Here is a 26,016-nt window from a genome sequence, read left to right on the forward strand (position 1 = left end):
GCTGGCCGTGCCGTCGCCGCCGGCCGCGATCAGCAGGTCGAAGCCGTTTGCCGCGAGATCGAGCGCCAGCCGCTCGGCGTCGCCCTCGGCCTGCGTCTCGCGCAGTTCGAAATCGCCGAAGTGCTTTTTCAGCGCGGCGGCGACATCGGGCCAATGCCGTTTCAGCCGGCCGCCACCGGCAATCGGATTGAGCACCACCCCGACCTTCACTATGCATCCTCCCCCGGAAGGCGCCGGACATGCCGCGCCCGATCTTTTGCCGGCCGGCCCCGGTCCTTTTGCCGGCCCCGATCTTAGCCGGCATTGAAACCCGCGCCTGTCGGCAGGGCAAGGGGGCACCGTCGGTTCGTTCGCCGAAAGGCGGGGCAGGCTGTCTAAGGCGTTCGCGCCTGAATTTCCTTGGCTTCTGGCATCGGTCCCCGATAATCCCGCTATCCACAGGGCGCGGCCATTCCCCAAACCCCTTACCCGGCGTAAGTTCAACCCATCTCAGGCGGCTACCGATCATCAAGCCGAAAGGCGAAGTGAAAGGCGGATTTCCTGAGGCCCGTACGGCCCCAAGCGAGAGCAGGCTTGCCTGTTCGAGGGACGGAAGCCGAGACCTACGGGGCCGCGGAAAGCGTGCCAACGCCGACGGCGGACCGATGCTGCCATGAAGGACGGCAAAAACCTTCGATGGCACGCAGGGCAAAGCCCGCAAGGGCCAAGACCGGCGTGGTCTGGAACGGACGTCGCCCTCGGGCGGCTTCTGGCAGGACCGTCAAAATCAAGGCCGGCATGGCGCGACGACTTTATGGAAGTTGCTGCCGCGACCGTGTCCTGATCTGACAGGGAGGCGCTGGGAGAAATCCCGGCGCCGACTGTCTTTTGGCTCTCCCACACAATTGTTGCGGTGTTTCCGGTTGGGGCTGCAACCGGAAACAAAATCAGCTAACGTTCGACGTCAATTGAAGGGGGATACTTCATGACATTGATCCAGAAGCTTGCCGTCGCCTACGCCTTCCTGTTCTTCGCGGTCGTGGCCATCGGCTACATTCCGGCCTTCAACGATGCCGACGGCAATCTGTTCGGCCTGTTCTCGCTGCAATGGTATGACGACCTGCTGCATGCCTTTTCCGGCGTCTGGGCGCTGGCCGCCGCCTTCATCTCGCATCGCCAGGCGGTGTTCTATTTCAAGCTGTTCGGCTCGGTCTATCTGTTCGACGGCGTGCTCGGGCTGATCACCGGCTCCGGCTGCCTCGATGCCGGCATCTTCATCAACGGCTTCCGCTCCCTCAACGACATTGAATTCCCCACCCGCTTCTTCGCCAATCTGCCGCATATCGTCATCGGCGGCATCGCCGTCTATATCGGCTTCTGGCTGTCGAAGCGCATCTACGACCACTTCGCCACGGCCTGACCGGCCATGGCCCTGTTCCGCTTGATAAAGCGCATCATCAAGGCGATCCTCTGGCTGATCGTCATCGTTGTCCTGATCCCGATCGCTGGGCTCGCTTATGGCTTCCTGACGACGCCGTCGCTCGACAGGACACCGCTGCCCGGTATTGCCGACGGCGCGCCGCCCAAGGCGCTGGCCGACAAGGTGCGCGCCGAGATCCCCGGCTACCAGCGGCCGGAGGAATCGACCTTCCTCACCTATCCGGAATGGGCGATCGTCTACGCCGCGCGCGAATATGCCGGGTTCGTCGCCAAGGACCAGCCGAGCGGCTTTCCCTATTGGTCCTATGTCGGCCGCTTCTGGCAGGATTACGCGACGGTGATGCGCGCCAGTTCCGCCTATAAGTTCAACTATGCCAACCACCAGATGCTGGTCATCATCGGCACCAGCCACTCGATCGAGCATATCCTGCAATGGGCCTATGAAAACACGGTCGGCCGCATCACCGAGGCGGCATCGGGCAAGCGTACCGCCGCCGACATCTACCAGGCCAAGGTGGCGGCGGATTATGCAGGCTTTCTCGACCAGGTGCCGTGGTACCAGTTTCCTTATGCGCAAAAGCGCGCCGGGCTGTTCGCCGTGCAGCCGGCGCCTGGTGACAGTTCCATTCGCACCAGCGAACGCAAGCTCGCCTTCGGCCTCGCCGACACCATCAAGCAAGGCTATGCCGACCTTATCAAGAAGGCGCTTGCCGCGACTTCCGACCCGGCCTTCCTCGATGTCCATGTCTGGGCAAAGGGGCCGGTCGGCGAGGCCACCCGCGACGAGCCCGACACCTTGCTGGAACGGGACCTGGGCCCGGACGGCACCATCTTCGTCACCAAGCGCTATCAGGTCTTCACCGACATGATCCCGCGGCTGATCGACAAGGGTGTCTCCTTCGTCGAGATCGGTGGCAATGACGAGATCATGGTCACGGTGCTGTCAACCGATTCGATCGCCGTCCCCGAAGGCATGCGCATCCTGTTCAGCTATCCGCTCCCGGCGGATTCCTCGACGCGCCGCACCGGCATGGTCGTGGCCGTGCGCAAGCTGCATCTGGTGTTGCCGTCGCTGATGAAGGCCGGCGCCAGGCTCGAACACGTCTACGACTATTGAGGCGACAGTCCTGCCATGCGTCGACTGATCCGGATTGTCGGCTGGCTCGCGCTCACGCTGGTCGTGCTGGTCATGGTGGCGCTCGTCGGCTTTCGCGGCGCGGCGGCTTTTCGCGAGACCCTGTCGCCGCAGGAAGCGGCTCCGGCGGGAGCATTGTTCGCGACGGTCGACGGGCTGAAGATGCACTACCAGGTCTGGGGACCACCGGACGGGCCGCCGCTGCTTCTGTTCCACGGCACGGCTTCCTGGGCCGAGACCTACCGCGATATCGCGGCGCCCCTGGGTGAACAGGGCTTCCGCGTAATCGCCGTCGACATGCCGCCCTTCGGTTATTCGGAAAGACCGGCCGACCAGGACTATTCGCGCGCCGCTCACGCCAGGCGTGTCCTTGGCTTTGCCGACGCGCTCGGCCTTCGGCATTTCAGCGTCGGCGTCCACTCTTATGGTGGTGGCGGCGTGATCGAAGCCGCCTTCTCGGCTCCGAATCGCATCGATGCGCTGATCCTGCTCGACGTGGCGATTGGCCTCGGCCAGACCGAGGCTTCAGCCCCGCCGTTCGCGTCCCTCCTGAAAAGGGACTGGCCACGCCAGCTCCTGACTGCCTCGACCTTCACCAATCCGCTCATGACCGGGTTCGGCTTGCGCCGCTTCATCGAGAACGACGATCTCGTCACGGCGGAGCGCATCGCCATCTACACGCGCCCGCTGAACGTCAGGGGCACCACCAATGCCGTTGGTCATTGGCTGTTCAGCGGCCTCTACAATGACGAGCGGAAATCGCTTGCCGCCGACAAGGCGAATTATCGCGCCTTCACACCGCCGGTTCTCGTCATCTGGGGACGAGAGGATTCGACCACGCCGCTGGCCCAGGGCGAAGAGATCGTCTCGCTGTTTCCACACGCCGAACTGACCGTCCTCGATGGCGTCAACCACATCCCGCAGGTCGAGCGCCCGCACGACGTGGTGCGGCTGATCGCTAATTTCCTCAAACGGACCTTGCCGGGCACCGGGTAGGCACGCGCCGCCATGCACATTCCACGGCCGAAGCCAAAATCCCGCCTTGTTCGCGCGCAATGGAGAATGCATGTCGCCTGGAACGCGACATGCGCCTGACTGGGCTGCCGGGGGGCATCTCGAAGGGACGAGACTGTGATCAAGACCGCCCTTGTCGCCATGACCATCGTCGGCTGCGACTGCGACGCCAAGCTGTGCGAATATATCGGCGAGACGCCGGCCAAGTGGTCGACCATCGCCGATTGCGAAGCCGCGATGAAAAGCCAGATCCTGCACGAGCGCAATTTCAACTATCCGCTGGTGTCCGGCATCTGTCGCGCGAAAGGTTCGGCGTCCTCTTCGCACCTGGCCGCGATCGCGTCGGGCCCGGAACTGAAGCCCGCCAGCCGGATCGTCAGAACGGAAAGCCCGCTGCCGCCGGAGCTCAGCCATCGGCCGAGCGTCCCGGTCGGATCGCCCACGACGGCCCTGGACGCGGCCGCTGCGCGCCCCGTCGCCTATGAACAGGTGGTCGATGGCGGCACCGGCGTGCTCTATCGCACGAAGAATGGCTACGCCGTGGTCAAGACCGATCTCGGCCGCGCCGTCTCGGCAACCGCCGACGCGGCAAAGCGCTCCGTGAACTGGCTGGCCGGCCTGGTGCCGGGCAAGCTATAGGCCTCGCCTACATCTTCAGCTTCAGGCTCTGCCAGAACTTGTCGATCAGCGGCTTCTCGGTCGCCGCGTCCTCGCCCGCGACGCGCGTGATGAACAGCAGTCCCTGGTCGGCGAGACCGTAGCCGACGATCTCGAAATAAGCGGTGTCGGTGCGGGTCTTCACCTCGGCGGTGATGCCGGTCAATTCCTTGCCGTCCGCGAGCTTGCGCGTCGTCGGCTGCTGCGTCAGCTTGGCACCCGCCTTGACCGATTCCTTCTTCATCTCCTGCAGCATCAGCTGGTTCAGCGACACCGGGTTCATCTTGCCGTATTCCTGCACCACGACGATCGTGCCCAGCGCCGAGGCCATCAGATATTGCGTGATGTTCTCGCCGAGATCGGTCTTGGTCACCGAAATGCCGCTCGGATGGTTGAAGGAGAAACTGTCGCCGGAAAAGGTCGCGAAATCGTTCTTGTCGAGCTTCACTTCGACCTGTTTGCCGTCCGGCAACGTCACATGGGCGCTCTCGCCGGCATCGATATCAACCGCCTTGCCGTCGATCGTCAGCCTGAAGGCTTTCAGGTCTTCAGCGCCGGCCGGTCCGGGGCAAAGTGCGACGAAGGCGAGCACCGCCGCCGCTGATCCCATCCGCATGGAATTCTCCTCTGACTGCTAAGCCGTCCCGCTCAGCGCCTTGATGGCACGGTAGAAGGTCGAGGAAAACAGTTCCGTCGGGTCATAGTGGCGCTTTGCCGCCAGGAAAGCCGGCAGCTCGGGATAGGACGCCAGCAGCTCCTTGGCCGTATAGTGCAACTGGTAGGGCAGGAAGAACCGCCCGCCATGCTTGATCGTTACGTCGATGAGGGCCCGCGTCAGCGCGCGCATCCTGGTATTGCCATCGGCATCGGCGGGCTGGTTGATATAGAGCACCAGCGAATAGGCCGGCTCCGGCGCATAGGTCAGCGCCACGTCCTCCTTGTGGACGATGCGCACCGAGGCGTTGAGCACCGGCAGATCCTGGTTGCGCAGGATCTCGCGCGCTTCCGCGATGAATTCGACATAGGCGGCGCGAGGAATAAAATATTCGTGCAGTATGTCGGTCTCGCCCATGAGGTCGTTGAACAGATACGGGACCGAATCGTGCATCGGGTTGTTGCGGGTGACGAGACAGGCCTCGCCCTCGGCAAGCGCGGAGGTACGCGGCACCGTGCAGCTCTCGAATTTCGGCTCCAGCGTCTTTTCGGTGAACCATTTCAGTTCCTGGAACGCACTGCCCCATTTGGCCATGTTCATGATCACCCGCTTCAGGCCGACGCCATCGGGTTCGCCGAGCGCCGGCTGGTCGGCCGGCGGCTGCTCCGCCACCTTATCGTAGCGGTAGACGATCATATCCTCGAGGAAATTGCCCGGCGCCGTCGACAGATGGCCGTAGAACAGGCCGATATCCTTGTTCGGCTCCAGCACCTCGGCAAAGAATTTCGGGAAATCGTCGGATTTGATGATCTCGCGCGAGGTGCGGTAGACGACATTGTCGACAATATCGAGCGTTGCCTCCAGCACCACGCCGAACAGGCCGTAGCCGCCGACGACATGGCGGAACAGCTCGCTGTTGTCGGCTGGCGAGCAGGTGGTCACCGCACCGTCGGCCAGCATCACCCGCATCGAGCGGATCGAGCCGGCCACAGAGCCCGCCTGGTGGTCCATGCCATGCGCGTTCACCGACAGCGAGCCGCCGACCGAAAAGATGTCGGTCGACTGCATCGCCTTCACGGCGAAGCGCGGATGCAGCATGTTCTGGATGTCGTGCCAGCACGCGCCCGGCTGCAAGGTCATTGTCTTGGCCACGGCGTCCACCGTGACCTTGTTGAACTTTCTGAGGTCGAGAACCAACGCATTGTCGTCGAAAGCATGCCCGCCCATCGAATGGCGGATCGCCGCCAGCGACACTTTCAGCCCGGTGGCGCGCGCGAAGGCCAGCGCCCTGGCGATGTGCTCTTCCTCGCTGACCTCGACCACGCCATAGACCGGCGTCCTCGACAGGCCGCTGGCGTCGTTAATGTCGCCGCCTTTTGCCAGCCAGGGCAGCGACGGTTCGAAGGCCGGCGGGCTGGCGATCGGCTTCAGCGGCAGCGCGATGCCGTCGATATCGGCGATGCGTCCGGTGTTCTTCGGCCCTGACGGGCCTCGCGCCAGCCGCGCCACGGTGGTACCACCCCACAGCACCGCGCCGCCGAAAACAGCCGCCCCCAGCAGCAGCCGCCGCGACAGGCGAAATCCCTTTTGTTCCTCGGCCATGCAGATTCCCCGTCAGCCAAGGAATAGCGCGGCCTTTTGGCAAAAACCATAGCGGCGCTGCCGGAACGGCGCTTCACCACCGTCGTCGAGTGCCCAAGGTAATGAAAATGGCCGGTCCCCGAAGGAACCGGCCAGATTGGAGCAGGGTCTCAAAAGTCCGGTCAGGAGTCGCTATGAAGCCTTCTTGATCGACGTCACCATGCCGGTCTTGTCGTCGACGGTCACCGCCACCTTGGCGCCGACCTTCAGTTTCCCGACCGACGCATCGGGCGACAGCTGGTAGATCTTGCCGTCGTCGAGGGTGACCGACTTGGTTGTCGGATCGACCGCCTGGATGGTGCCCTGAACGGTCGCGGCATAGGCCGAGCCGAGGAAGGCGAGCAGAGCGGCGGTGGTTGCGAGGGTCTTCTTCATGGATAGCACTCCGTGCTGTTTCGGTTTTCCGGCACCGCTTGGGAGAGAGCAGCACCGAACGGCCCGAGACTGGGCGGAAAGCGCACTGTCCGCAAATCACGTTGGGTGTATTTTCGCAAAGGAATCATCGGCTTAATTCCGACACAATAGCGTCCACGCCCTCCGGCGCCGATAGCTTTCCCGCGCTGATGGAAGGCTCTTCTCCGCACGAAAAGAGTCGTTTGACGGATTGTGGCAGGCGCGGGGGCGATCACGCCACCGCCGCAATCCCTGCCCGGCGCATCACGAAACAGGACTTCGATTTTTCGTCGGTACACCTTTTATGTCGTGCGCCGGCCCGGGCCTGCCACCCGGCCGAGACGAATTTCGCGCCCAGGTTGCAAACTCGAAGCGAATGCGGGATGGTGTCGCGTTGTCGTAGAGGGGGACTTCCATGAAAATCGCCGTCCGGACCACCCTATCCCTGATGCTGGCGATCTTGCCGGGCCTGGCTGGCGCGCAAAGCGCCGATCCGGGTGACAGCACGATCATGTTTGCTCTTGATGATCCCGACATGGCGGCGGCGACCGCGCGGGCGCTCGCCGGCCTGGATGAATTCCTGGCCTTGTCCGAAACCCCTCCGTCCGGCACGGACAGGTTCAAGCTGAAGGTCAAGGTGCGGGACGGCGACGTCTCCGAGCATTTCTGGGTCATTCCCTTCCATCGCACGGAAACAGGATTCGTCGGCATATTGGCGAACGAACCGGAGCAAGTGCGCAACGTCGTGCTCGGCCAGAATATCGAATTCACGCGCGACGATATTTCCGACTGGGGATACACCAGGGACGGCCACCAGGTCGGCAGCTTCACCGTCTGTGTGATGTTCAAGAAAATGTCCAAGGAAGAGGCGGACTATATGCGCGGCAAATACGGCTTCGACTGCTGAGCCTGCTTCGGCCCATCAAATCGCACCGTCCCTCACGCCGATCTTCCTCACCAAGGCCGCCGTCGCCAGCATGGCGCCCATATCCGAGATCATCGGCGCGACATGGGTCTGGTAGTCCAGCGGCACCGAAATATCAGGCAGTTCGAAGAAGTTCTTCGTTTGCGGTAACAGCAGGAAACCGTCTGCGCCGTTCAGCGCAACGCGGGCCGGATCGTCCGGCCAGGTTTCGCCCAGCCATTTCAGTGCCTGCGCCAGGCGACCGGTCACCAGTGGCCGCGCCGCTTCGATGTTGTCGGTGCGGAATTCATAGGCGGCGTCGAGTTCGGGCACACCGGACGACAAGTCCTGCATCTTGCTGGCGAACATGCCGCGGAAGAAGCCAACGACCGCATTGGTCCGGCGCGTCGCCACCAATACCCCCGGGAACGGCTCGATCGCTTCGAAAGCGACGATGACACCCTTGAAGACTGTCGATGAATCCTTGCCCGACCCTACTCGCAGTTCTGCTTCGTAAAGCTCGAACGGAAACTCTTCGTAGCGGCCCGAAACGACATCGTCGAACGACTGCTTGTTGAAGGCACCGACCGCCTCGCGTGGCAGCCGGTCGAAAGAGTTCGGCTTCCCTCCATGCTGATAACGCATATCGACAATGGAGCCGAAGATGATTGGCAGCAGCGTCTCGCGGAACGATTGCTGCAGCCGCGTCGCCGGTTTCATGGCCTGGAAGTAGAGCACGCTCGAAGCCACCAAGCCGATGCCATAGAGAAACACATGCGGCGTCGAGAACCATTGCTCGTTGGGATCGGCGACCTTGTTGAACAGCCAGGCAATGAGCGCGACGAAGACGACCACCAGGCCAACGAACAACGGCACGCGCCACTTGACCCTGCGTGCTACCGAGGCCCTTGTCGCTTCGTAGGTCTCGATGTCCTTCTTGATGGCCGCGATGTCGGCCGCGCCCGGCATGAAATTTTCCATTGCCATCCCCCGCTGCCGAAGCTCGCTTTGCGCCATTATGATAGCTGCTTTTGCAGGAATGACGCCAGCCAGATAGAGCGGTGATCCCTTATCCCCTTTTGTGAGAAGGGAAGATTGCGCCCAGCCGCCCTTCGACCTTTCCCCTTATCGAACTCTCCAATTCCTCCACCGACACCAGCCGCTCATGGTCGCCCACGCGTAGCCGCATGAATGGATGCAGCCGGTAGGCGGCGATCCTGCCGCGCGTATCGGCGTCAGCACTCACATCGACGACGAAAATCCCGCCGATCCGCCCCGGCCATGGCTGGCGGGCAAAAGCGGTGCCGAGGAAATCACCGAGCCCATAGGCGATGATCGCGTCGCCGATCCGCTCCACCGGCTGCACGACATGGGCATGATGGCCGGCGATCAGCCCCACGCCCTGCCCGGCCAGCCGCCGCGCCAGCGCCCGTGTTCCGGCGCGCGGAAAATGGCGGAATTCCCAATCCCAATGCGGCACGGCACAAAGCAGATCGACCCCTGCGCTCGCTTCACCAGGCCAGCGCGCCGGATCGCCTTCCATCAAGACGCGGCCGGCAAACAAGCTCTCATCGGCGTTGCGCCAGAGCGTGAAAGCGGCGAAGCCGAGAGCGAGCGGCCCGGCCGCGAAACGTTCGATCGGACCATTGGCGACCAGACCGATGGTGCGGATATCGAGCTGCTTCAGCGCCGCCACCGTCGCGTCGAAACCGGCGACGCCCTGGTCGAACACATGATTGTTGGCCAGCGACAGCACCAGTTTTTCGCGCCCGATCCCGACCGCTGCCAGCGCCTCGGCCAGAAAGCGTTCGCTCATCGCGTGATGCGTACCGAGCTTGGTTCCCAGTACCGCGCTCGGCCTGTCGACAACAGGACTTTCACAATTGCCGATGATCAGGTCCGCGGTGCCCAGCAGCGCCTTGATCGCCGGATCGCAGTCGGGCGCGCTCCGATTGGCGACCGCCGAGATATCGCCGATGAAGGCCAGCCGCACCGTCTGTCTCGGTGGCCGGTCCATCAGCGTCCCCGATGCCGGCGCAAACCCGGTGGCGTCACCGACGAGCGACGGTTTCAGGAAATGCGGCAGCCAGGACAGTTTGTAGGAGAGCGGATAGTTCGACACGCAATGCCCAATCGTTTGCCTTGTCTAGACTGTCCAGCGGGCTGGTTGAAGCCGTCGGCAATCAACGATGTGGACAGCGTGTCGGCACCGACAGGCGCGACATCGTAAATCCGTGTATGGTCGCTGGCGACAAATGGGAGGGAAAAATGACGCGAATAGCAAGCCTGCTGGGATCGGCTTTCATTCTGCTCGTGCCACTGTCGTCCGCATCGGCCGCCATGCCGGAAGCGGCAACCGCTTTGTTCGAGGCAAAAACCGTGGCCGCGCGCGACGCCGCGCTGTCTACCCTGGAAGCGGCCGCGCCGAAAGATCCGGCGTCCGCCTATGCCGCCGGCGCCGGCGAATTCTTCACGGCGCTGGAATTGCTGGCCAGCGGCCTGCACCGCCATGGTTTCGAGAGCCCGCAATCCTTCATGCTGCCGCTGATGCAGCTGCCCGTGCCGCCCAATCCCAAACCCGAGCCGCTGACCTACGAAGAGTTCCGCGCCATACTGGTCGCGTTCCGCGACCGGCTGGGAAAATCCGCCGCGACGCTGGGTTCGGTGCCGGCCGATGCCGATATCGGCATGGTCATCGACCTCACCCATGTCGGTATCGACCTCAACGAGGACGGCACCATCGCGCCGGATGAAAGCATGGCGGCGATTATGGCCGCGCTGTCGCACGGCGGCATGGCGCCGGACGGCGCCGCACCGGCGCTCACTTTCCGCTTCGATCGCGCCGACGGCTATTGGCTGCAGGGCTATGCCGAGTTCCTGATGGCGCAGGCCGATTTCTGGCTGGCGCATGATTTCAGGGGCACGTTCGACGGCTCGTTCCACATGCTTTTTCCGCGCGCCAAGCTGCCGTTGCAGGACATCCTCGTGCCGCCGCCAAGCGAGATGGGCTCGAGCATCTTCTCCTCGGAATGGCGCATCGCCGATTTCATCTCGATGGTGCACATGATCAACTGGCCGGTGATCGAGCCGGAGCGTCGCAAGGCGGCGCGCCAGGAGCTGCTCGAAATGATCCGGCTGTCGCGCGAGGACTGGAAGGCGATCCGCGCCGAGACCGACAATGACCGCGAATGGCTGCCCGGCCCGCAGCAGAAGGGCGAAAACCCGCTCACCGGCCTCGAAGTCGGCGAGGAGCAGGTCCAGGCCTGGCTCGCCGCCTTGACCATGGCCGAGGACCTGCTCGAAGGCCGCGCGCTGCTGCCGCATTTCCGCATCACCGGCAAGGGCATCAACATGAAGCGCTTCTTCGACGAGCCAAAATCCTTCGACCTCGTTCTGTCGATCACCGGCCCCGGCATCGCCCCTTACCTCGAAACCGGCAAGATCCTGACCAGCAAGGATTTCGACCAGATCCAGCGCCAGTTCGGCGGCGGCGGGTTCTTGACGTTCGCGCTGTGGTTCAACTGAGCGCGCAATGAGGCGATGGAGGTGCCTCAGCGCGCGAACCCGTGCAGCCGGGTCAGCAGCCACTGCAGTGGATTGCCGACAAAGGCCCGCGTGACGAAGGTGTCGTGCGCAGCGTCCGATGCAAGCAGGGCGACAGTGCCGGCTTCGAGGCGGCGCGGCGGATCGGAACTGGCGTCTATACCGTGGCCCGCCAGCAACCGCCTGATCTCGGCATTGCCGGAGGCCGATGATTTGCCATAGGCGCTGACGAAGAAACTCTTCCTGTGATGCGCGATCCAGTCGGCGAAGATGCCGGCCTCGTCGAACACGGCGTCGAGCAGGATGACCCCGAGCAGGCGTCCGCCGATGTCGCCATTCCCGAGCACGGAAGCGGCCGGATTGTAGCCGCCGCTATAGGCGACCATCACCACCGGCATGACCTCGAATTTTGCCGCCTTGGCGCCGGTCAGCTTGGCCAGGCCTTGCGCCGCCTCGGCCATGAACTTGGCAAAATAGCCTGGTGTCCAGAAATTGCCGGCGCTGGAATCCTGCGCGTCGCGGGCAAATTGCGGCGCCACCAGCACGGCGTTGAGGCCTGAAGCCTCGACCTGCGCGACGACCCGCTGGCGCCCGACCACGTCGCGCTGCAAGGTCGCGCCATTGCCGTGGAAGAACACCACGATGACAGCAGGCCTGGCGGGATCGAACCCTTTGGAAATCGCGAGCAGTGTCGAGCGATCGGAATAGGTCTCGTCTTCCCAATAGATTCCCCCGCGCGGCGAGGTGTGACCGTGGCGGCCGTTCGCATCGACGTCGAGAAACGGCCCGGAGCCGTCGGGCAGCTTGCCCCGGTACGGAAACGGTGACGCCTTGAACGGCACGATGGTCGAGATCGCCTTGTGCAAGCGCGCCCCCTGGCTTGCCGCCGGAAACGCCACCGTGGCCAGCAGTCCGGCGACGATGGCGCGCCGGTCCGGCATCAGGCGGGCACCACCCGGAGAGCGGGCGCCTTCGATGGCAGGAGCACGGCAAAGAACGCCGGGATGGCAACGACATAGGCCATCGCTGCCCATTGCAGCACGGCGCTGAGCCCGAAGCTGGTGGTGACGATGGGCACGGCGGCCGAGCCGATGACCGAGAAACAGCCATTGATGCCCCAGGCCCAGACGAACAGATGCTCCTTGCCCAGCCGCGCCAGCCAGGTCATCGCGGTGGCCATCGGCATGCCCATCAGGAAGGTCGGCGGCGACACCAGCAGGAAGCAGAGCAGCAGCCGCACGGCATAGGGATAGGCGCCGATCCGGTCGAGCACGGGCGACAGATAGAACCCGTAGACCAGCAGCAGCGCACAGATGGCCAGCAGCACAACCGGCAGCAGCGTCCTGGCGCGGTCGAAGATGCGCTCGGCGAACAGGCTGCCGAGGCCGGAGAACACCAGCATCGAGGAGATCAGCACCGAGGCCGAAACGGTCGGGTTGGCCAGCGCCACGGTAAAGCGGCTGATCAGCCCGACCTCGACCATGATGTAGCCGAGACCGAGACAGGCGAAATACAGGATGGTGCCGAGCTTGCCGCGCGAGCGCGAGAACACGACGCGCCAGCCGAAGATAACCGGCAGCAGCACCAGCGACGCCGCCGCGATGCAGGCAATGCCGAGCGTCGCCCAGATCAGGAGATAGCCCCAGTCGTCCTGGAACAGGTCGAGCCGGTCGAGCGTGCGCGGCAGGTCGGCGACCTTCACATAGGCGGCGAAATAGGGTTGGTCGTTGCTCAGCGCACGCGCGTCGAAGACATAATCGTTGGCGAGCTTTTCCCAGCCGCCGGTCAAAAGCGCGTGCCAGGCCATGCGCTGCAACGCGGTCGCAGGCAGCACCTGCGGACCGGCATCGGCACGGGCATCCGCACAAGCATCGAGTGTCGGGTCGGCAGGCGCCGTCGGGTCGCAGTCAGGATTTGCAGGCGCGGTGGGGTCGGCAGGCGCTGACGCATCGGCGGGCTGGGTCAGCGTCGCGTCCTGTCCGCTGCCGAAGATCGAGGCGCGGTAATCATCGAGTACCTTTTGCGCCCCCGAGCCGTCATAAACTATTCCTGGATAGTAGACCTCCTCCCAGGACATCGATTTGGTGTAGTCGCGCAGCGTCTTGATTTCGGCCTCGGTGAAGCCGCCGCGCTTGAATAGCACGGTCGTGGTGGAGAGATAGCTCGACACGGCGAAGATATCGTTGGCGGCACCTTGGCGGTCGAAGGTTCTGGCCGCTTCGGCGACGGTCGAATAAAGCTTGAGCACCGATTTCGGCGGCTCTTCCTTGTTCCACAAGGTGATCGACAGCACGCCGCCATCGGCAAGCGCGTGCATGTAGCTCAGCATCGCCTCACGCGTGTAGGCATATTTCTCCGAAATGGCGAAGCCGCCGGGATTGGACAGGCCGACGCTGTCGGCAAGGCTGAGGTCGATGACGTCGTAGCGCTCCGCCGTATTGGCGAGGAACAGGCGCCCGTCATAGTCGATCACCTTGATCCGCGGCTCGGCCAGAATATTGCCGGTCACGTCCCTGAGCACGGAATCGCGAAACGCCCGCAACGTCATCGGGTTGCTTTCGGCGACGGTCACCGATGTCGAACCGGCACTGAGCGCTGCCTGCGTGGAGATGCCGCCGCCGAACTGCACGACGAATGTCTTGGGTTTCTCCTTGATGACATAGGGATAGTGCATCGGCAGATAGCGGAAATAGACCTGCTCGGCCGGCGCCAGGTTGCGCATGATGCCTTCCGGCCCGTCGCCGTCGCGATACATGCCGACATAGGTGTTGGCCGGAACCTCGGGCATGCCGAAAGCGGCGTTGTCGCTAAGGCCCGGCGCGAAATGCATGTAGGAGCTGGCATAGACCTGCAAATCGCCGAACGGCGAGACGCTGCGGTAGATGCGCTTGCCGTCAGGGAAGTTACGGGCATAGGCGACGCCCTTGTATTGCGAGACGGCGATGTCGGGTATGCCTGTGAGCCCAGGCAGCATGAGGTAGCCGGCGATCGACAGCGCCGCGACCACGGCACCAGCGACAACACTCTTCCAGGCGCCGAACGCGGCGAACCACAAGAGCGAGCCGGCGGCCCACAAAAGCAGCGGCACGACGATGATGGTTTCAGGCGCGAACAGATACAGCGACACCAGCACGACGAGGCCGGCAAGCCCCGAGCCGGTCAGGTCGGCGAAATAGACGCGGCCGAAGGCGGTTCGGCTTTTCAGGAAGACGATGCCGAGGAAGAAGGCGCCGGCCAGGAACGGCAGGAGATAGAGCAGGAAATTGGCGAGCAGCCGCCATTTCTGCTGGGGATCGGAAACCAGGAAGATGGCGTTGAACGGCACCGTCTGGGCGACAAGGTTGGAGCCGACGGCGAGCGGGCCGATCAGCAGCAGGGCCACTGTCGCCGCGCCTTGCCAGTGGCGGTCGAACCAGCCCTTGCCGGCGAAGATGACGACGCTGGACAAGGAGAAACCAAGCATGGCGAGGCTGACCACCAGCGAGCCGAAATGCGACCAGCTGCCCACGGCGAACACCCGCATGACGGCGATCTGCAGGGCGATGATGGCTCCGGCGATCAGCCCGACCGCGAGATAGTGCGCAAGCCGTGGCGCCTCCAGCGGGGCGATGCCTGGTCGAGAGATCGATACGACGGCTGCCATGCAGGCCCCTTGGTGCCAAATTCAGCAAGGCCGGTGCCGCCGCGCGGCAACTCAGCCGTTATGCGTACCGACGATCTGGTTGCCTTCCAGCTTGGTGAAGGGCACGAAGGGCACCACCTTGCCGTTGTAGATGTCCGAGCGGACGATGTTGAACGTGCCGTCGGCAAGCTGTTGCTTGATCACCTTGAGCACATGCTGGGCGCCCGGCGGACCGACCGGAATGACCATCGCGCCGTTGGGCTTGAGCTGCTGCAGGAGAGACGGCGGGATGTGGTCGATGCCACAGGTGACGATGATCTTGTCGAACGGGCCGACGCTCTCCCAGCCATAATAGCCATCGGCATTGCGGCTGGTGACCGAGCCGAACTCGCTGTAGCCGCGCTCGATCAGCCCGTCATAGGTGCGGCGGGTGCGCTGCGCCAGAGGATTGATGATCTCGATCGTGTGCACCTTGTCGGTGAGGTTGGCGAGGTAGGCCGACTGGTAGCCCGAGCCGGTGCCGATCTCGAGCACGGCTTCGCCGAACTGCACGTCGATGGACGTCGTCATGCGCCCGACCAGATGCGGGCCTGAAATCGTCACGCCATAACCGATGTCGAGGAAGGCATGATCATAGGCGCGGCCTATATTCTGCGGCAGCACGAACTCCTCGCGCGGCGTCAGCAGGAAAGCGCGCTTGTTGCGGTCGTCCAGCACGTCCTTGTTGTAGACCATGATCTGGAAGCGATCGAACCGCTCCGCCAGCAACTTCGGATCCTCGCCGCGATTGGCCACCATCCAGTCGATGAATGATTTCTTGTCCTTGAACGGCACCTCCGCATTGCGGTCATAGGCAACCGGCACGGCGGCCTTGACGGCGGCCGGAAGAATGGAAAACGCCGCAGCTCCCGCCGACAGCGCCAAGAAGTCTCGACGCTTCATGGAAAAGCCTCCAAAAGTGGCCTTTGCCACCTAAAACCAAGCACTTGGACGGATTGCACTGCCTCCCAAAACGAGTCAATCGGCCGCCGGGAGGCGATCCTTCAGGCCGCAGAATTGTGGCAGGACGGCAACAGTATTTGCAGGCAGCCGATGGCGTAGTAGCGGCGCGGCCGACGCATGTCGGCGTGCCTCATTGCCGCGGGAATCGCCCCGAACCACCTTTTGCGAAGATTAGCGAAGGCTGTTTTGCTTGACTCAGCAGACAAAAACAGGCAGCAAAACAGCCTTGGAAGGGCTGCAATACCGCGTGCATGGTCGTGGACGAGCCTTTTTTCGGCACAAAGTCCACGTCTCTCCATTGGTTTTGAGAGGGATTGGTTAACCAACTTTGTCCATATTTTGAAGCAATCGGCAACTAGCGACAGGCGCGGCAAACGCGTCGGGGACCACCTGGGATCACTCACAGAATGGTCGTCGCGGCTATCACAGCCGCGGACGTGGGAGCCGCTTGGAGCAAGATTGGTTGCATGGCGTTCTTGAGTCGTAAAATTGTCGGGGACAGGCGTTGGAGCGGCGAGACCGCTTTCGAAGCGCCACGTGCCTCATCCTTCACCCCTGAACGCGTTGTCCGCTGGGTCGCGGTGCCGGGCGTCAGCGCTGCCGTCGGCCTATGGCTGATCGGCACCATGGCCGGCCTCAGCTCCGTCGGCGCCTCGCTCTCGACGGCGTCGATCGGCCTGCCACAGACGCTGTCCATGCCGGGCACGCTCGCTCTCGCCGATCCGTTGAAACAGCGTTTCCTCAGCTCTTCGGCGCCCTTCGTGACAGCCAATGCCCATGGCGGCGCGCAAGCGCTGCACGACCACGCCGTACAGTGCGGCGCCAGCTGCTTCAAGCTGGCGGCGATAACCTCCAAGGCGGAGAAATCCGGGCGCCTGGTGGCGCAGGCCAAGCCAACGCCGGCGAAATCGAAATCGCAGCAGCGCTTCGAACTGATGGAAGCGTCGCTGTCGCCGACGAAGCTCGCTGCTGTCTTCGCCGGCGCGGGAAAGCCGGCGGCCACGGCCAGCACCCGTCCCATGATTTCCAGCGCCGCCCCGCAGATCACCGAGGCGTCCCTCGTGCCGTCCCTACAGGTCATGGCCAGCCTGTCCAACGACATGCCGGCTCCGGCGGCGGAACGCTTCGCCCGCACCGATACGGGTTCGGTCGTGCAGACCGCGCCGGCGCCGATGGGCGTTGCCCAATCGGAAACGCCCGACAACGCGCAGCTGGCGCTTGCCCTGGTCGAGTCGATGCCTGTCGAGGACGAAGCCTTCGCCTCGCCGCTGCCGATGACCGAATCCTCGCCCGACGTCGCGGTTGCGCGCGTCGAGACACAGCAGCAACAGCCCGGCGACGCCGCCTCGCTGCCGGATGCGCTCACCGATGACGTGCCGCTGCCGACCCGCCGCCCGCAATATGACGCGCCGCAGCAGCCCAGGGTGGTGGAAGAGGACACGCCGGCCGCACAGCCCAAGACTTTGGAGCAGAAGCCGCCGCCCCAGCCGAAGCCCGTCCAGCAAGCCAGGCAGCCGGCCCGGCGAGGCCGTACCCGCGATGGTGGCGACGTGCTGGCCTATGCCAAGCCGGACACGCCTTCGGGCGGCCTCGGCCAGGCGTTCAAGAACCTGTTCGGCGGCCCGCGCGGCGGGAGTGGCGCAGGCAACGGCGTCGCCGTCTACGACATCAGCGCCGGCACCGTCTACATGCCTGACGGCTCGAGGCTCGAGGCGCATTCGGGCAAAGGCGCCATGGCGGACCAGCCGCGCTATGCCGACCAGAAGAACCGCGGACCGACACCGCCCAACACCTACAATCTGTCGCTGCGCGAGTCGCGCTTTCACGGTGTGGAGGCCTTGCGCCTAACACCGGTCGATGGCCGCAACAAATACAATCGCGACGGCCTGCTGGCCCATACCTACCTGCTTCGGGGCCGCTACGCCCAGTCGAGCGGTTGCGTCGCCTTCAAGGACTATGCGCGCTTCCTCGCCGCCTTCAAGAAGGGCAAGGTCACCCGGCTCGTCGTGGTGCCGCGCCTGAATGGATCGCCGACGCGCGTGGCGTCAAACGGAAGCGGCGCCTGACCCCTGCGAGCAGGAAGCGCGCCATACCTGCCACTCCTGACAGCCTGCTGTCAGGAGCCGCAGCCGGCGGCACGCCTGCCTTCATCGTGCTCTTTCCATTTTCGCCAAGACCTCCCATATTCGGGACATGGCCAAATCCCCCGATAAAAAAACGCCGCCGACGGCGAATGAAGACCGCGCCGCGCCGAAGCGGCGCAGCCCGCTGACCGATTTCCTCGACGCCTCGGAGCCGCTGCACAAGAGCGGCTTCGCCGAGATGCCGCAGGCAGAACTGTCGGGCACGCCGCTGACCGGTTCGATCGCGGATTGGGCCGAGCAGATCGAGCAGGAGGCTGAACGGGAAGGACGCACCACGGGCAAAGGCGGCGGCGCCAAGTCGCCGAAGAAGATACCCGAGCGCTCCGCCGCGCCGGGCCGCACCGCGCGCGGCACCTCGATGGGCGGCGCCGCGTCGGCCCGCGAACGCACGGCAGCCGGCCTTAATCCGGTCGCCGGCCTCGACATCTCGCTGGAAGAAGCCGAGACGATGTCGTCCAGTGGCGTCACCGCTACGGTGGCCGCGCTCTCGGCGCTGATCGAATCCGGCAATCCGCTGCACAAGGACGGGGTGCTGTGGACACCGCACCGCCCTGCCCGGCCGGAGAAATCCGAAGGCGGCATCGCCATCAAGATGGTGTCGGACTTCGAACCGGCGGGCGACCAGCCGACCGCCATCAAGGATTTGGTCGAGGGCGTCGACAACAACGACCGCACCCAGGTGCTGCTCGGCGTCACCGGCTCCGGAAAAACCTTCACCATGGCCAAGGTGATCGAGGAGACGCAGCGGCCCGCTTTGATCCTGGCGCCCAACAAGACGCTGGCGGCGCAGCTCTATTCGGAGTTCAAGAAATTCTTCCCCGACAACGCGGTCGAGTATTTCGTCTCCTATTACGACTACTACCAGCCGGAAGCCTACGTTCCGCGCACCGACACCTTCATCGAGAAGGAATCCTCGATCAACGAGCAGATCGACCGCATGCGCCATTCGGCGACGCGCTCGCTGCTCGAGCGCGACGACGTCATCATCGTCGCCTCGGTGTCCTGCATCTACGGTATCGGCTCGGTCGAGACCTACACGGCGATGACCTTCCAGATGCAGATCGGCGACCGGCTCGATCAGCGCGCCCTGCTCGCCGACCTCGTCGCGCAGCAGTACAAGCGCCAGGACATCAATTTCGTGCGCGGCTCATTCCGCGTGCGTGGCGACACGATCGAAATCTTCCCGGCCCACCTGGAAGACCGCGCCTGGCGCATTTCGATGTTCGGCGACGAGATCGAGGCGATCACCGAGTTCGACCCGCTGACCGGCCAGAAGACGGGCGAGTTGAAGAGCGTCAAGATCTACGCCAACTCACACTATGTGACGCCGCGCCCAACGCTGAACCAGGCGATCAAGTCGATCAAGGAAGAGCTCAAGCACCGCTTGGTCGAGCTCGAGCGCGCCGGCCGGCTACTGGAGGCACAGCGGCTGGAACAACGCTGCCGCTTCGACCTCGAAATGCTGGAAGCCACCGGCTCCTGCGCCGGCATCGAGAACTATTCGCGCTACCTCACCGGCCGCCAGCCGGGTGACCCGCCGCCGACGCTGTTCGAGTACATTCCCGACAACGCGCTGGTTTTCATCGACGAAAGCCACGTCACCGTGCCGCAGATCGGCGGCATGTATCGCGGCGACTTCCGGCGAAAGGCGACGCTGGCCGAATATGGTTTCCGCCTGCCCTCCTGCATGGACAACCGGCCGCTTCGCTTCGAGGAATGGGACGCCATGCGGCCGCTCTCGGTTGCCGTGTCGGCGACGCCCGGCGGCTGGGAGATGGAACAGGCCGGCGGCGTCTTCGCCGAGCAGGTCATCCGCCCGACCGGGCTGATCGATCCGCCGGTCGAGGTGCGCCCGGCCAAGAGCCAGGTCGACGACGTCGTCGGCGAAATCCGCGAGACAACCGCCGCCGGCTACCGCACGCTGGTCACCGTGCTGACCAAGCGCATGGCCGAGGATCTGACCGAGTATCTGCACGAGCAGGGCGTGCGCGTTCGCTACATGCACTCCGACATCGACACGCTGGAACGCATCGAGATCCTGCGCGATTTGCGGCTTGGCGCCTTCGACGTGCTGGTCGGCATCAACCTGCTGCGCGAAGGCCTCGACATTCCCGAATGCGGCTTCGTCGCCATTCTCGATGCCGACAAGGAAGGTTTTTTGCGTTCGGAAACCTCGCTGATCCAGACCATCGGCCGCGCCGCCCGCAACGTCGACGGCAAGGTCATCCTCTACGCCGACCAGGTCACCGGCTCGATGGAACGGGCGATGGCCGAGACCAATCGCCGCCGCGAAAAGCAGATAGAATGGAACGCCGCCAACGGCATCACGCCGGAATCGGTCAAGTCGCGCATCTCCGACATTCTGGATTCGGTCTACGAGAAGGACCACGTCCGCGCCGACATCTCGCAGTTCACCGACGGCGCCGGCGCCATGATGGGCAACAATTTTAAGGCCCATCTCGACGCGCTGGACAAACAGATGCGCGATGCCGCCGCCAATCTCGACTTCGAGAAGGCGGCCCGCATCCGCGACGAAATCAAGCGGCTGCGCGAGATGGAACTGTCGATCTCCGACGATCCGCTGGCGCGCGAGGTGGAAGGCCAAAGTCCGGCCTCGGGCCGCGAAAAGGGCAAGCACAACAAGGGCGTGGCCAAGCATCGGACGTTGGAGGAACAGGAGCGGTTCCGCAAGCTCGACCAGGCACGCGCCGCCGAAGAGGCGGCCAAGGCCGCCAGGCCCAACCTCTTCCGCAAGCCCGATCTCGACGAGATGGGCGCCGACGGCGCCGTGCCGGTGAAGAAGCCGCTGTTCGCCAAGCCCTCCCTCGACGATATGGGGCCTGGCACCGACATGCCGACGCCGTCAGGGGCGGTGTCGCGCTCGCTGTTCAAGAAGCAGTCGGCCGAAGAGGCGCACGGCTCCGATTTCGGCATCCCGGGCGACGCCGCCAAACCGCTGTTCAAGAAGAATTCTCTGGATGAGATGACGGTGCGCCGTACCGAGAAGCCGGTAGAGGGAAAAGTGCCGGCGAAGCCGCAGCCAATTTCCCCCCTCGTGGGGAAGATGTCCGGCAGGACAGAGGGGGGCGCGAAGGATCGCGGCGACACCGATAAGCCAATCGTCCGTCAGCGCGCCGGCATCGGCTCTTACGAGGACCCAGGCGACGCCCGCCGCGAAAAGCGCCGGCCGGGGAAGACAGGTAGACCGGGAAAGTAGAGCGCTCTTCCCTTCTCCCCTTGTGGGGCCCGAAGGGCGGGCGAGGCCAGTGACTCGCCCAGGGCGGTGGATCGGCGCGCAGCGCCGAGACGGTTGAGGGGTGTTCCAGCGGAGTGAGGCGTTGGTATTCCCTGGAACACCCCTCATCCGACCTCGCTTCGCGAGGCCACCTTCTCCCACAAGGGGAGAAGGAAAGCGCGCGCCCGCGCCGCACCTTAACATCCTGCTTGTCAAAGTCGGAACAGCCTCTGGACTATGCGCTCGCGCTTGCCGCCAAGTGGCGGAAACGATACGCACGGCTGCAATTCTGCCTCTGAGCGCACGCAACTCTCCATGAAACCCAGAGACATCGCCGCCTACGTCTTCCTGGCTGTCACCTGGGGACTGTCCTTCCTGGTGCTGCTCAAGGTGGTGCATGCCTTTGGCTGGGTCGGCGCGGTCACCTTGCGCGCGCTGATCGCCGGCATCACGCTCTTTCTGCTTGCAGCCGCCACCCGGCGACGGCTGGATTTCAGCGCCGGCTGGCGGCATTTCGCCATGGTCGGCGCAACGACGGTCGCGGCGCAGTTGATCGGCCTGTCCTATGCCACGCCGCGCATCGGCACGGCGATGGCGGCCATCCTGGTTGCCGCGATCCCGCTGTTCTCGATGATCATCGGCCAGCTCTGGGGGCTCGAACGCATCACTGTTCGCGGCCTTGCCGGGCTGCTGCTCGGCGCTGCCGGCATCATCGTCCTGGTCGGTTTCCCCGCGGTTCCGGTCACCGCTTCCTTTGCGGTCGGCTGTGCCGCCTCGCTGTTCAGTTCCTTCTCGGCGGCATTCGGCAGCAACTACGCCAATCGCCATTTGCGGTCGGCCGGCTCGCTGGAACTCACCAGCGCCGCCTTCCTGTTTGGCGGCCTGATGACCCTGCCGCTGCTGCTCGCCGTGCCGGTGCCGGCAATGCCGCGCCCTGTCGACTTCCTCTATCTGGCGACACTGGCCTGCGTGATGAGCGCAATGACCTATGTCGTGTATTTCCGGCTGGTGGCCAGCATCGGCGCGACCAGGACGATCAGCGTCGAATTCGCCGTGACCACGATCGCCGTGCTGGCCGGAACGATTGTGCTCGGCGAGTCGCTGACCATGATCCAGGGTTTCGGCGCGGTGGCGATCATCGCCGGCTGCGTGCTGGTGCTGGATCCGTTTCCCCGCCGGTTGGAAGCCTTGCCCTTGCCATCGGCCCCGCCTTTGGTTTAACCGGTCCCCATACTCGAACGTCTTGAAAGGAGGGCTAACGTGTTTTTCGATCACCATCATCAGCGTGGCCCGATTTCCGCCCTGCGAGCTCGCTTGCAGGGCTGACCAGGGACGGTCCGGGTTTTTTCCCGCTTCGATTTTTTGGTCTGCCCTTCGTGGTGCCGCAACGCCTGGCCTGATGACCGGCATGCGCACCGTCAAAGTGCATCGAGCCGGATTTTCCGGACAGACCAGAGAAATCGAACATGGCCCTGATCAGCCTCAAATCCCTCGGCGTTACCATGAGTGCGCCGCTCTTTTCCAATCTCGACCTCAGCATCGGCACTGGCGACCGGCTCGGCATCGTTGCCGCCAACGGCCGCGGCAAGTCGACCTTGCTCAAATGCCTGACCGGCGAGCTGGAGCCGACGACGGGCGACATCACCCGCACGCGCGGCCTGCGTGTCGGTCATGTCGAGCAGTCCGTTGCCCCTGCCCTGCTTGGCCGCACCTTTTATCAGGTGGTGGCGGATGCCTTGCCGCCGGAGCAGGCCGACAGCGAGATGTGGCGCGTCGATATTGTTCTCGATTCGTTCGACGTGCCCGAACCAATGCGCGAGCGAGAGATGCAGGCGCTGAGCGGCGGCTGGCAGCGGCTGGCGCTGATCGCCCGCGTCTGGGTCACCGATCCCGACGTGCTGCTGCTCGACGAGCCTACCAACCATCTCGACCTCGCCCGCATCAGCCAGTTGGAAACCTGGCTCAACGCGCTGCCGCGCGAGGTGCCGGTCATCATCGCCAGCCATGACCGAGCCTTCCTCGACGCCACCACCAACCGGACGCTGTTCCTGCGCCCGGAACAGTCGCCGGTGTTTTCTCTCCCCTATTCGCGGGCCAGGGATGCGCTGGACGAGGTTGACGCCTCGACTGAGCGAAAGTTCCAGCGCGACATGAAGGTGGCCCAGCAATTGCGCCGGCAGGCGGCCAAGCTCAGCAACCTCGGCATCAATTCCGGCAGCGACCTGCTGACCGTCAAGACCAAACAGCTCAACCAGCGCGCGGAAAAGCTCGAAGAGGCCGCCAATCCGGCGCATCGCGAGAAATCGGCGGGGGCGATCAAACTCGCCAATCGCGGCACGCACGCCAAGGTGCTGATCACGCTCGACGACGCGGCGGTCGAGACGCCGGACGGCACGCTGCTGTTCAGGACCGGCAAGCGCCACATCTGCCAGGGCGATCGCATCGTGCTGCTCGGCCGCAACGGCGTCGGCAAGTCGCGCTTCGTCACCTTGATCCGCAACGCCATTCTCGAGCCGGACACGGTGCGGAATGTGAAAGTGACGCCGTCGACCGTGCTCGGCTACAGCGACCAGGCGCTGTCCGGAATCAGCGGCGACGACACGCCGCTGGCGATGGTCTCGCGCCGTTACGATGTCGGCGAACAGCGCGCCCGCTCGCTGCTTGCCGGCGCCGGCGTGGTCATCGAGATGCAGGAGCGCAGGATCGGTGTGCTGTCGGGCGGCCAGAAGGCACGGCTGATGATGCTGGCGCTGAGACTCGCCAATCCCAACTTCTATCTGCTCGACGAGCCGACCAACCATCTCGACATAGACGGCCAGGAAGCGCTGGAGAAGGAGTTGCTGAAGCACCAGGCAAGCTGCCTGCTCGCCTCGCACGACCGTTCCTTCATCCGTGCTGTCGGCAACCGCTTCTGGCTGATCGAGAAGCGAAAGCTGACCGAGGTCGAGGATCCGGAGAATTTCTTCCGCGAGGTGGCTGAAGGGGCGGTATGACGGGCGGGAGATCGGCAGCACCATGCCTGTAAATTATTCGCTTACAGGTTCTTGATTTGCGTAAGCGATCTGTTTACATACATCATGATCAAGTCCTTCAAGAACAAGGCGCTGTCCGACCTCTTTCAAACCGGAAAAACCGGCAAGATCGACGCCAAGATGCACAAGCGCATCCTTGTTCGGCTTGACCGTCTGGAAGCTTCGGAAAAGCCGGAGGAGATGAATCTTCCCGGCTTCGACTTCCACCCGCTGAGAGGCTTCGATCCCATCCGCTACACGGTCCACGTCAACGGGCCGTGGTGCATTACATTTGAATTCGACGGCAATGACGCCGCCCGCGTCGATTTCGAGCAATATCACTGAGGCGGCCAGATTGGAGAGTTCGACTTATGACCGTGCACGAGCCGATGCGTCCGATCGAGCGTTGCCCCTCCCACCCGGGAGCGCTGCTTGAGGACATTATCCCGGCAACTGGAAAGACCAAGGTGGAAATTGCAAATCTGCTCGGCATCTCCCGGCAGCAGCTATATGACATTATCCGCGAAAGGAAGCCGGTTTCGCCGGCAGTGGCCGCTCGCCTTGGGAAGCTGTTCGGCGACGGCGCGGCGATCTGGCTTCGGATGCAGGCGGCTTTCGATGCCTGGCACGCCGAGCGTGAGGTCGATGTTTCGGCTATCCCCACGCTCAAGGTTGCATAGGCCTCCTCGGCGGCGCCTGAATGAAATGCCGACATAAAAATTCTCCGGGCAATCTGTCGGATCGCCCGTTGCTGCCCCGTCCTTGGGATGCCGACATGATGATGCCGGCGCCAACCCAGGGAGAAGTCGTCATGTCCGTCCTGTCATCCATCGGCCGCATCGCAACCCGGTATGCCGCGGCGCGCGCCCGTCACCGCAGCGAACGCATCCTGCTGTCGCTGCCGGCCGAACTGCGCAAGGATATCGGTTTTCCGGAAATCTTCGATGCCCGCGACAGCCGTCGCGCGGCCACGTCCTCGGCCAAGGTCATATGACCACGACCTGTACGCCGGCCTCCACAGCCGGCCGGTTGCCCGATGATATCAGGCGAAAAATTTTCGCGACCCTGTAGGATTGGCGTCCTCTCGTCCGTCCTACGGTCCGCAAGGCCAATCCAAACGTGAAGAGGAACATGCAATGACCGACCAGACCCCACCCCGGCCAAAAGTGCTTGGTGGATTGACCCCCTATCTGCAGGTCGACGGCGCCAACAAGGCCGCCGAGTTCTACAAGAAGGCTTTCGGAGCCGAGGAAGTCTTTGCCTATCCGGCGGATGAAAAAGGCCGCACCATGCATATCCATCTCTACATCAACGGCTCGACGCTGATGCTCGGCGACGCCTATCCGGAACACGGCCATCCGCACCAGGCGGCGCAGGGCTATACGTTGCAGCTCCATCTCGGCAAGGATGATATCGACGCCTGGTGGAAGCGCGCCGTCGACGCCGGTTGCGAGATCGTCACGCCGCTGCAGGTGATGTTCTGGGGCGACCGATGGGGCCAGGTGAAGGACCCCTTCGGCGTCGCCTGGGCAATGAACGCACCGACGGAATAAGCTTTAGCGCGCGCGCGCGCCCTCGCCGAGAGGGATGCGCCCAACCGCGCCGGGTCGTATCCCCGCCGATCCGGCGCCCATTTCTAGC

The 26,016-nt window shown here is 63.9% G+C and carries 23 protein-coding genes; 14 read left to right on the forward strand and 9 right to left on the reverse strand.

Going from position 1 to position 26,016, the window contains the following annotated elements:
- The coding region (locus O7A61_RS32615; RefSeq protein ID WP_442921082.1) for a diacylglycerol/lipid kinase family protein at nucleotides 1-435 on the reverse strand (435 nt) is incomplete at its 3' end.
- Between the two features lie 529 nt (nucleotides 436-964).
- Here O7A61_RS32615 and O7A61_RS16655 point away from each other — a divergent pair.
- The 4 genes from O7A61_RS16655 (at nucleotide 965) to O7A61_RS16670 (ending at nucleotide 4,207) form a co-directional block, all read left to right on the forward strand.
- Nucleotides 965-1,399: a DUF4383 domain-containing protein gene (locus O7A61_RS16655; protein ID WP_027143311.1), complete on the forward strand. Its 435-nt coding sequence runs from the start codon at nucleotides 965-967 to the stop codon at nucleotides 1,397-1,399.
- 6 nt (nucleotides 1,400-1,405) lie between these two features.
- Nucleotides 1,406-2,536 (forward strand): hypothetical protein, encoded by a 1,131-nt coding sequence (locus tag O7A61_RS16660; protein WP_337130738.1) that lies wholly within the window; start codon nucleotides 1,406-1,408, stop codon nucleotides 2,534-2,536.
- 15 nt (nucleotides 2,537-2,551) lie between these two features.
- Nucleotides 2,552-3,550: an alpha/beta fold hydrolase gene (locus O7A61_RS16665; RefSeq protein WP_337130739.1), complete on the forward strand. Its 999-nt coding sequence runs from the start codon at nucleotides 2,552-2,554 to the stop codon at nucleotides 3,548-3,550.
- Nucleotides 3,551-3,685: 135 nt separating this feature from the next.
- Nucleotides 3,686-4,207: a hypothetical protein gene (locus tag O7A61_RS16670; RefSeq protein WP_140504986.1), complete on the forward strand. Its 522-nt coding sequence runs from the start codon at nucleotides 3,686-3,688 to the stop codon at nucleotides 4,205-4,207.
- 7 nt (nucleotides 4,208-4,214) lie between these two features.
- Here the strand turns inward: O7A61_RS16670 and O7A61_RS16675 are convergent, their stop codons facing one another.
- The 3 genes from O7A61_RS16675 to O7A61_RS16685 all read right to left on the reverse strand — a co-directional run bounded on the left by O7A61_RS16675 (nucleotide 4,215) and on the right by O7A61_RS16685 (nucleotide 6,896).
- Nucleotides 4,215-4,841, reverse strand: coding sequence for a hypothetical protein (locus O7A61_RS16675; RefSeq protein WP_337130740.1), 627 nt, complete (start codon nucleotides 4,839-4,841; stop codon nucleotides 4,215-4,217).
- Nucleotides 4,842-4,859: 18 nt separating this feature from the next.
- A complete protein-coding gene (locus O7A61_RS16680) occupies nucleotides 4,860-6,482 on the reverse strand; it encodes an FAD-binding oxidoreductase (protein WP_337130741.1) in 1,623 nt (540 codons plus the stop codon).
- 171 nt (nucleotides 6,483-6,653) lie between these two features.
- Nucleotides 6,654-6,896 (reverse strand): DUF1344 domain-containing protein, encoded by a 243-nt coding sequence (locus O7A61_RS16685; RefSeq protein ID WP_027143317.1) that lies wholly within the window; start codon nucleotides 6,894-6,896, stop codon nucleotides 6,654-6,656.
- A gap of 433 nt (nucleotides 6,897-7,329) precedes the next feature.
- Between O7A61_RS16685 and O7A61_RS16690 the strand changes: the two genes are divergently transcribed.
- Nucleotides 7,330-7,821, forward strand: coding sequence for a YegJ family protein (locus tag O7A61_RS16690; RefSeq protein WP_337130742.1), 492 nt, complete (start codon nucleotides 7,330-7,332; stop codon nucleotides 7,819-7,821).
- A gap of 15 nt (nucleotides 7,822-7,836) precedes the next feature.
- Here O7A61_RS16690 and O7A61_RS16695 read toward each other — a convergent pair whose 3' ends face one another.
- Nucleotides 7,837-8,805 (reverse strand): hypothetical protein, encoded by a 969-nt coding sequence (locus tag O7A61_RS16695; protein ID WP_337130743.1) that lies wholly within the window; start codon nucleotides 8,803-8,805, stop codon nucleotides 7,837-7,839.
- 82 nt (nucleotides 8,806-8,887) lie between these two features.
- Nucleotides 8,888-9,940, reverse strand: coding sequence for a CapA family protein (locus O7A61_RS16700; RefSeq protein ID WP_337130744.1), 1,053 nt, complete (start codon nucleotides 9,938-9,940; stop codon nucleotides 8,888-8,890).
- Between the two features lie 146 nt (nucleotides 9,941-10,086).
- On the opposite strand from O7A61_RS16700, the gene O7A61_RS16705 reads away from it, so the two are divergent.
- The gene (locus O7A61_RS16705) at nucleotides 10,087-11,343 is read left to right on the forward strand and encodes a hypothetical protein (RefSeq protein WP_337130745.1); all 1,257 of its coding nucleotides are present in this window, start codon (nucleotides 10,087-10,089) and stop codon (nucleotides 11,341-11,343) included.
- Nucleotides 11,344-11,369: 26 nt separating this feature from the next.
- On the opposite strand, the gene O7A61_RS16710 is transcribed toward O7A61_RS16705, so the two are convergent.
- Genes O7A61_RS16710 through O7A61_RS16720 form a run of 3 tightly spaced genes read right to left on the reverse strand, consistent with a single transcriptional unit; the run spans nucleotide 11,370 to nucleotide 15,925 of the window.
- Nucleotides 11,370-12,302, reverse strand: coding sequence for a hypothetical protein (locus O7A61_RS16710; RefSeq protein WP_337130746.1), 933 nt, complete (start codon nucleotides 12,300-12,302; stop codon nucleotides 11,370-11,372).
- Complete coding sequence (locus O7A61_RS16715; protein WP_337130748.1) at nucleotides 12,302-15,004, reverse strand: hypothetical protein; 2,703 nt, start codon at nucleotides 15,002-15,004, stop codon at nucleotides 12,302-12,304. Before O7A61_RS16715 ends, O7A61_RS16710 begins: the two co-directional genes overlap by 1 nt.
- 51 nt (nucleotides 15,005-15,055) lie before the next feature.
- Nucleotides 15,056-15,925, reverse strand: coding sequence for a protein-L-isoaspartate O-methyltransferase family protein (locus O7A61_RS16720; RefSeq protein WP_337130749.1), 870 nt, complete (start codon nucleotides 15,923-15,925; stop codon nucleotides 15,056-15,058).
- Between the two features lie 527 nt (nucleotides 15,926-16,452).
- Here O7A61_RS16720 and O7A61_RS16725 point away from each other — a divergent pair.
- From O7A61_RS16725 to O7A61_RS16760, 8 genes are all read left to right on the forward strand, one after another.
- Nucleotides 16,453-18,051, forward strand: coding sequence for a DUF2778 domain-containing protein (locus O7A61_RS16725; RefSeq protein WP_337130750.1), 1,599 nt, complete (start codon nucleotides 16,453-16,455; stop codon nucleotides 18,049-18,051).
- A gap of 127 nt (nucleotides 18,052-18,178) precedes the next feature.
- Nucleotides 18,179-21,346: an excinuclease ABC subunit UvrB gene (uvrB, locus tag O7A61_RS16730; protein ID WP_337130751.1), complete on the forward strand. Its 3,168-nt coding sequence runs from the start codon at nucleotides 18,179-18,181 to the stop codon at nucleotides 21,344-21,346.
- A gap of 333 nt (nucleotides 21,347-21,679) precedes the next feature.
- Nucleotides 21,680-22,585: a DMT family transporter gene (locus O7A61_RS16735; protein ID WP_337130752.1), complete on the forward strand. Its 906-nt coding sequence runs from the start codon at nucleotides 21,680-21,682 to the stop codon at nucleotides 22,583-22,585.
- Between the two features lie 245 nt (nucleotides 22,586-22,830).
- Nucleotides 22,831-24,357, forward strand: coding sequence for an ABC-F family ATP-binding cassette domain-containing protein (locus tag O7A61_RS16740; RefSeq protein WP_337130753.1), 1,527 nt, complete (start codon nucleotides 22,831-22,833; stop codon nucleotides 24,355-24,357).
- An 84-nt stretch (nucleotides 24,358-24,441) separates the two neighbouring features.
- Nucleotides 24,442-24,720 carry a type II toxin-antitoxin system RelE/ParE family toxin gene (locus O7A61_RS16745; RefSeq protein WP_027143329.1) on the forward strand — a complete coding sequence of 93 codons (279 nt, stop codon included), beginning with the start codon at nucleotides 24,442-24,444 and terminating at the stop codon, nucleotides 24,718-24,720.
- A gap of 26 nt (nucleotides 24,721-24,746) precedes the next feature.
- Nucleotides 24,747-25,055 carry a HigA family addiction module antitoxin gene (locus tag O7A61_RS16750; protein ID WP_224570533.1) on the forward strand — a complete coding sequence of 103 codons (309 nt, stop codon included), beginning with the start codon at nucleotides 24,747-24,749 and terminating at the stop codon, nucleotides 25,053-25,055.
- Between the two features lie 131 nt (nucleotides 25,056-25,186).
- Nucleotides 25,187-25,369, forward strand: a complete 183-nt coding sequence (locus O7A61_RS16755) for a hypothetical protein (protein ID WP_023770253.1) — start codon at nucleotides 25,187-25,189, stop codon at nucleotides 25,367-25,369.
- Nucleotides 25,370-25,511: 142 nt separating this feature from the next.
- A complete protein-coding gene (locus O7A61_RS16760; protein ID WP_027143331.1) occupies nucleotides 25,512-25,928 on the forward strand; it encodes a VOC family protein in 417 nt (138 codons plus the stop codon).
- The last annotated feature ends 88 nt before the right edge of the window (nucleotides 25,929-26,016 follow it).

This window comes from Mesorhizobium sp. Cs1321R2N1, from assembly GCF_037179725.1.
Classification (GTDB): Bacteria; Pseudomonadota; Alphaproteobacteria; order Rhizobiales; family Rhizobiaceae; genus Mesorhizobium; species Mesorhizobium salmacidum.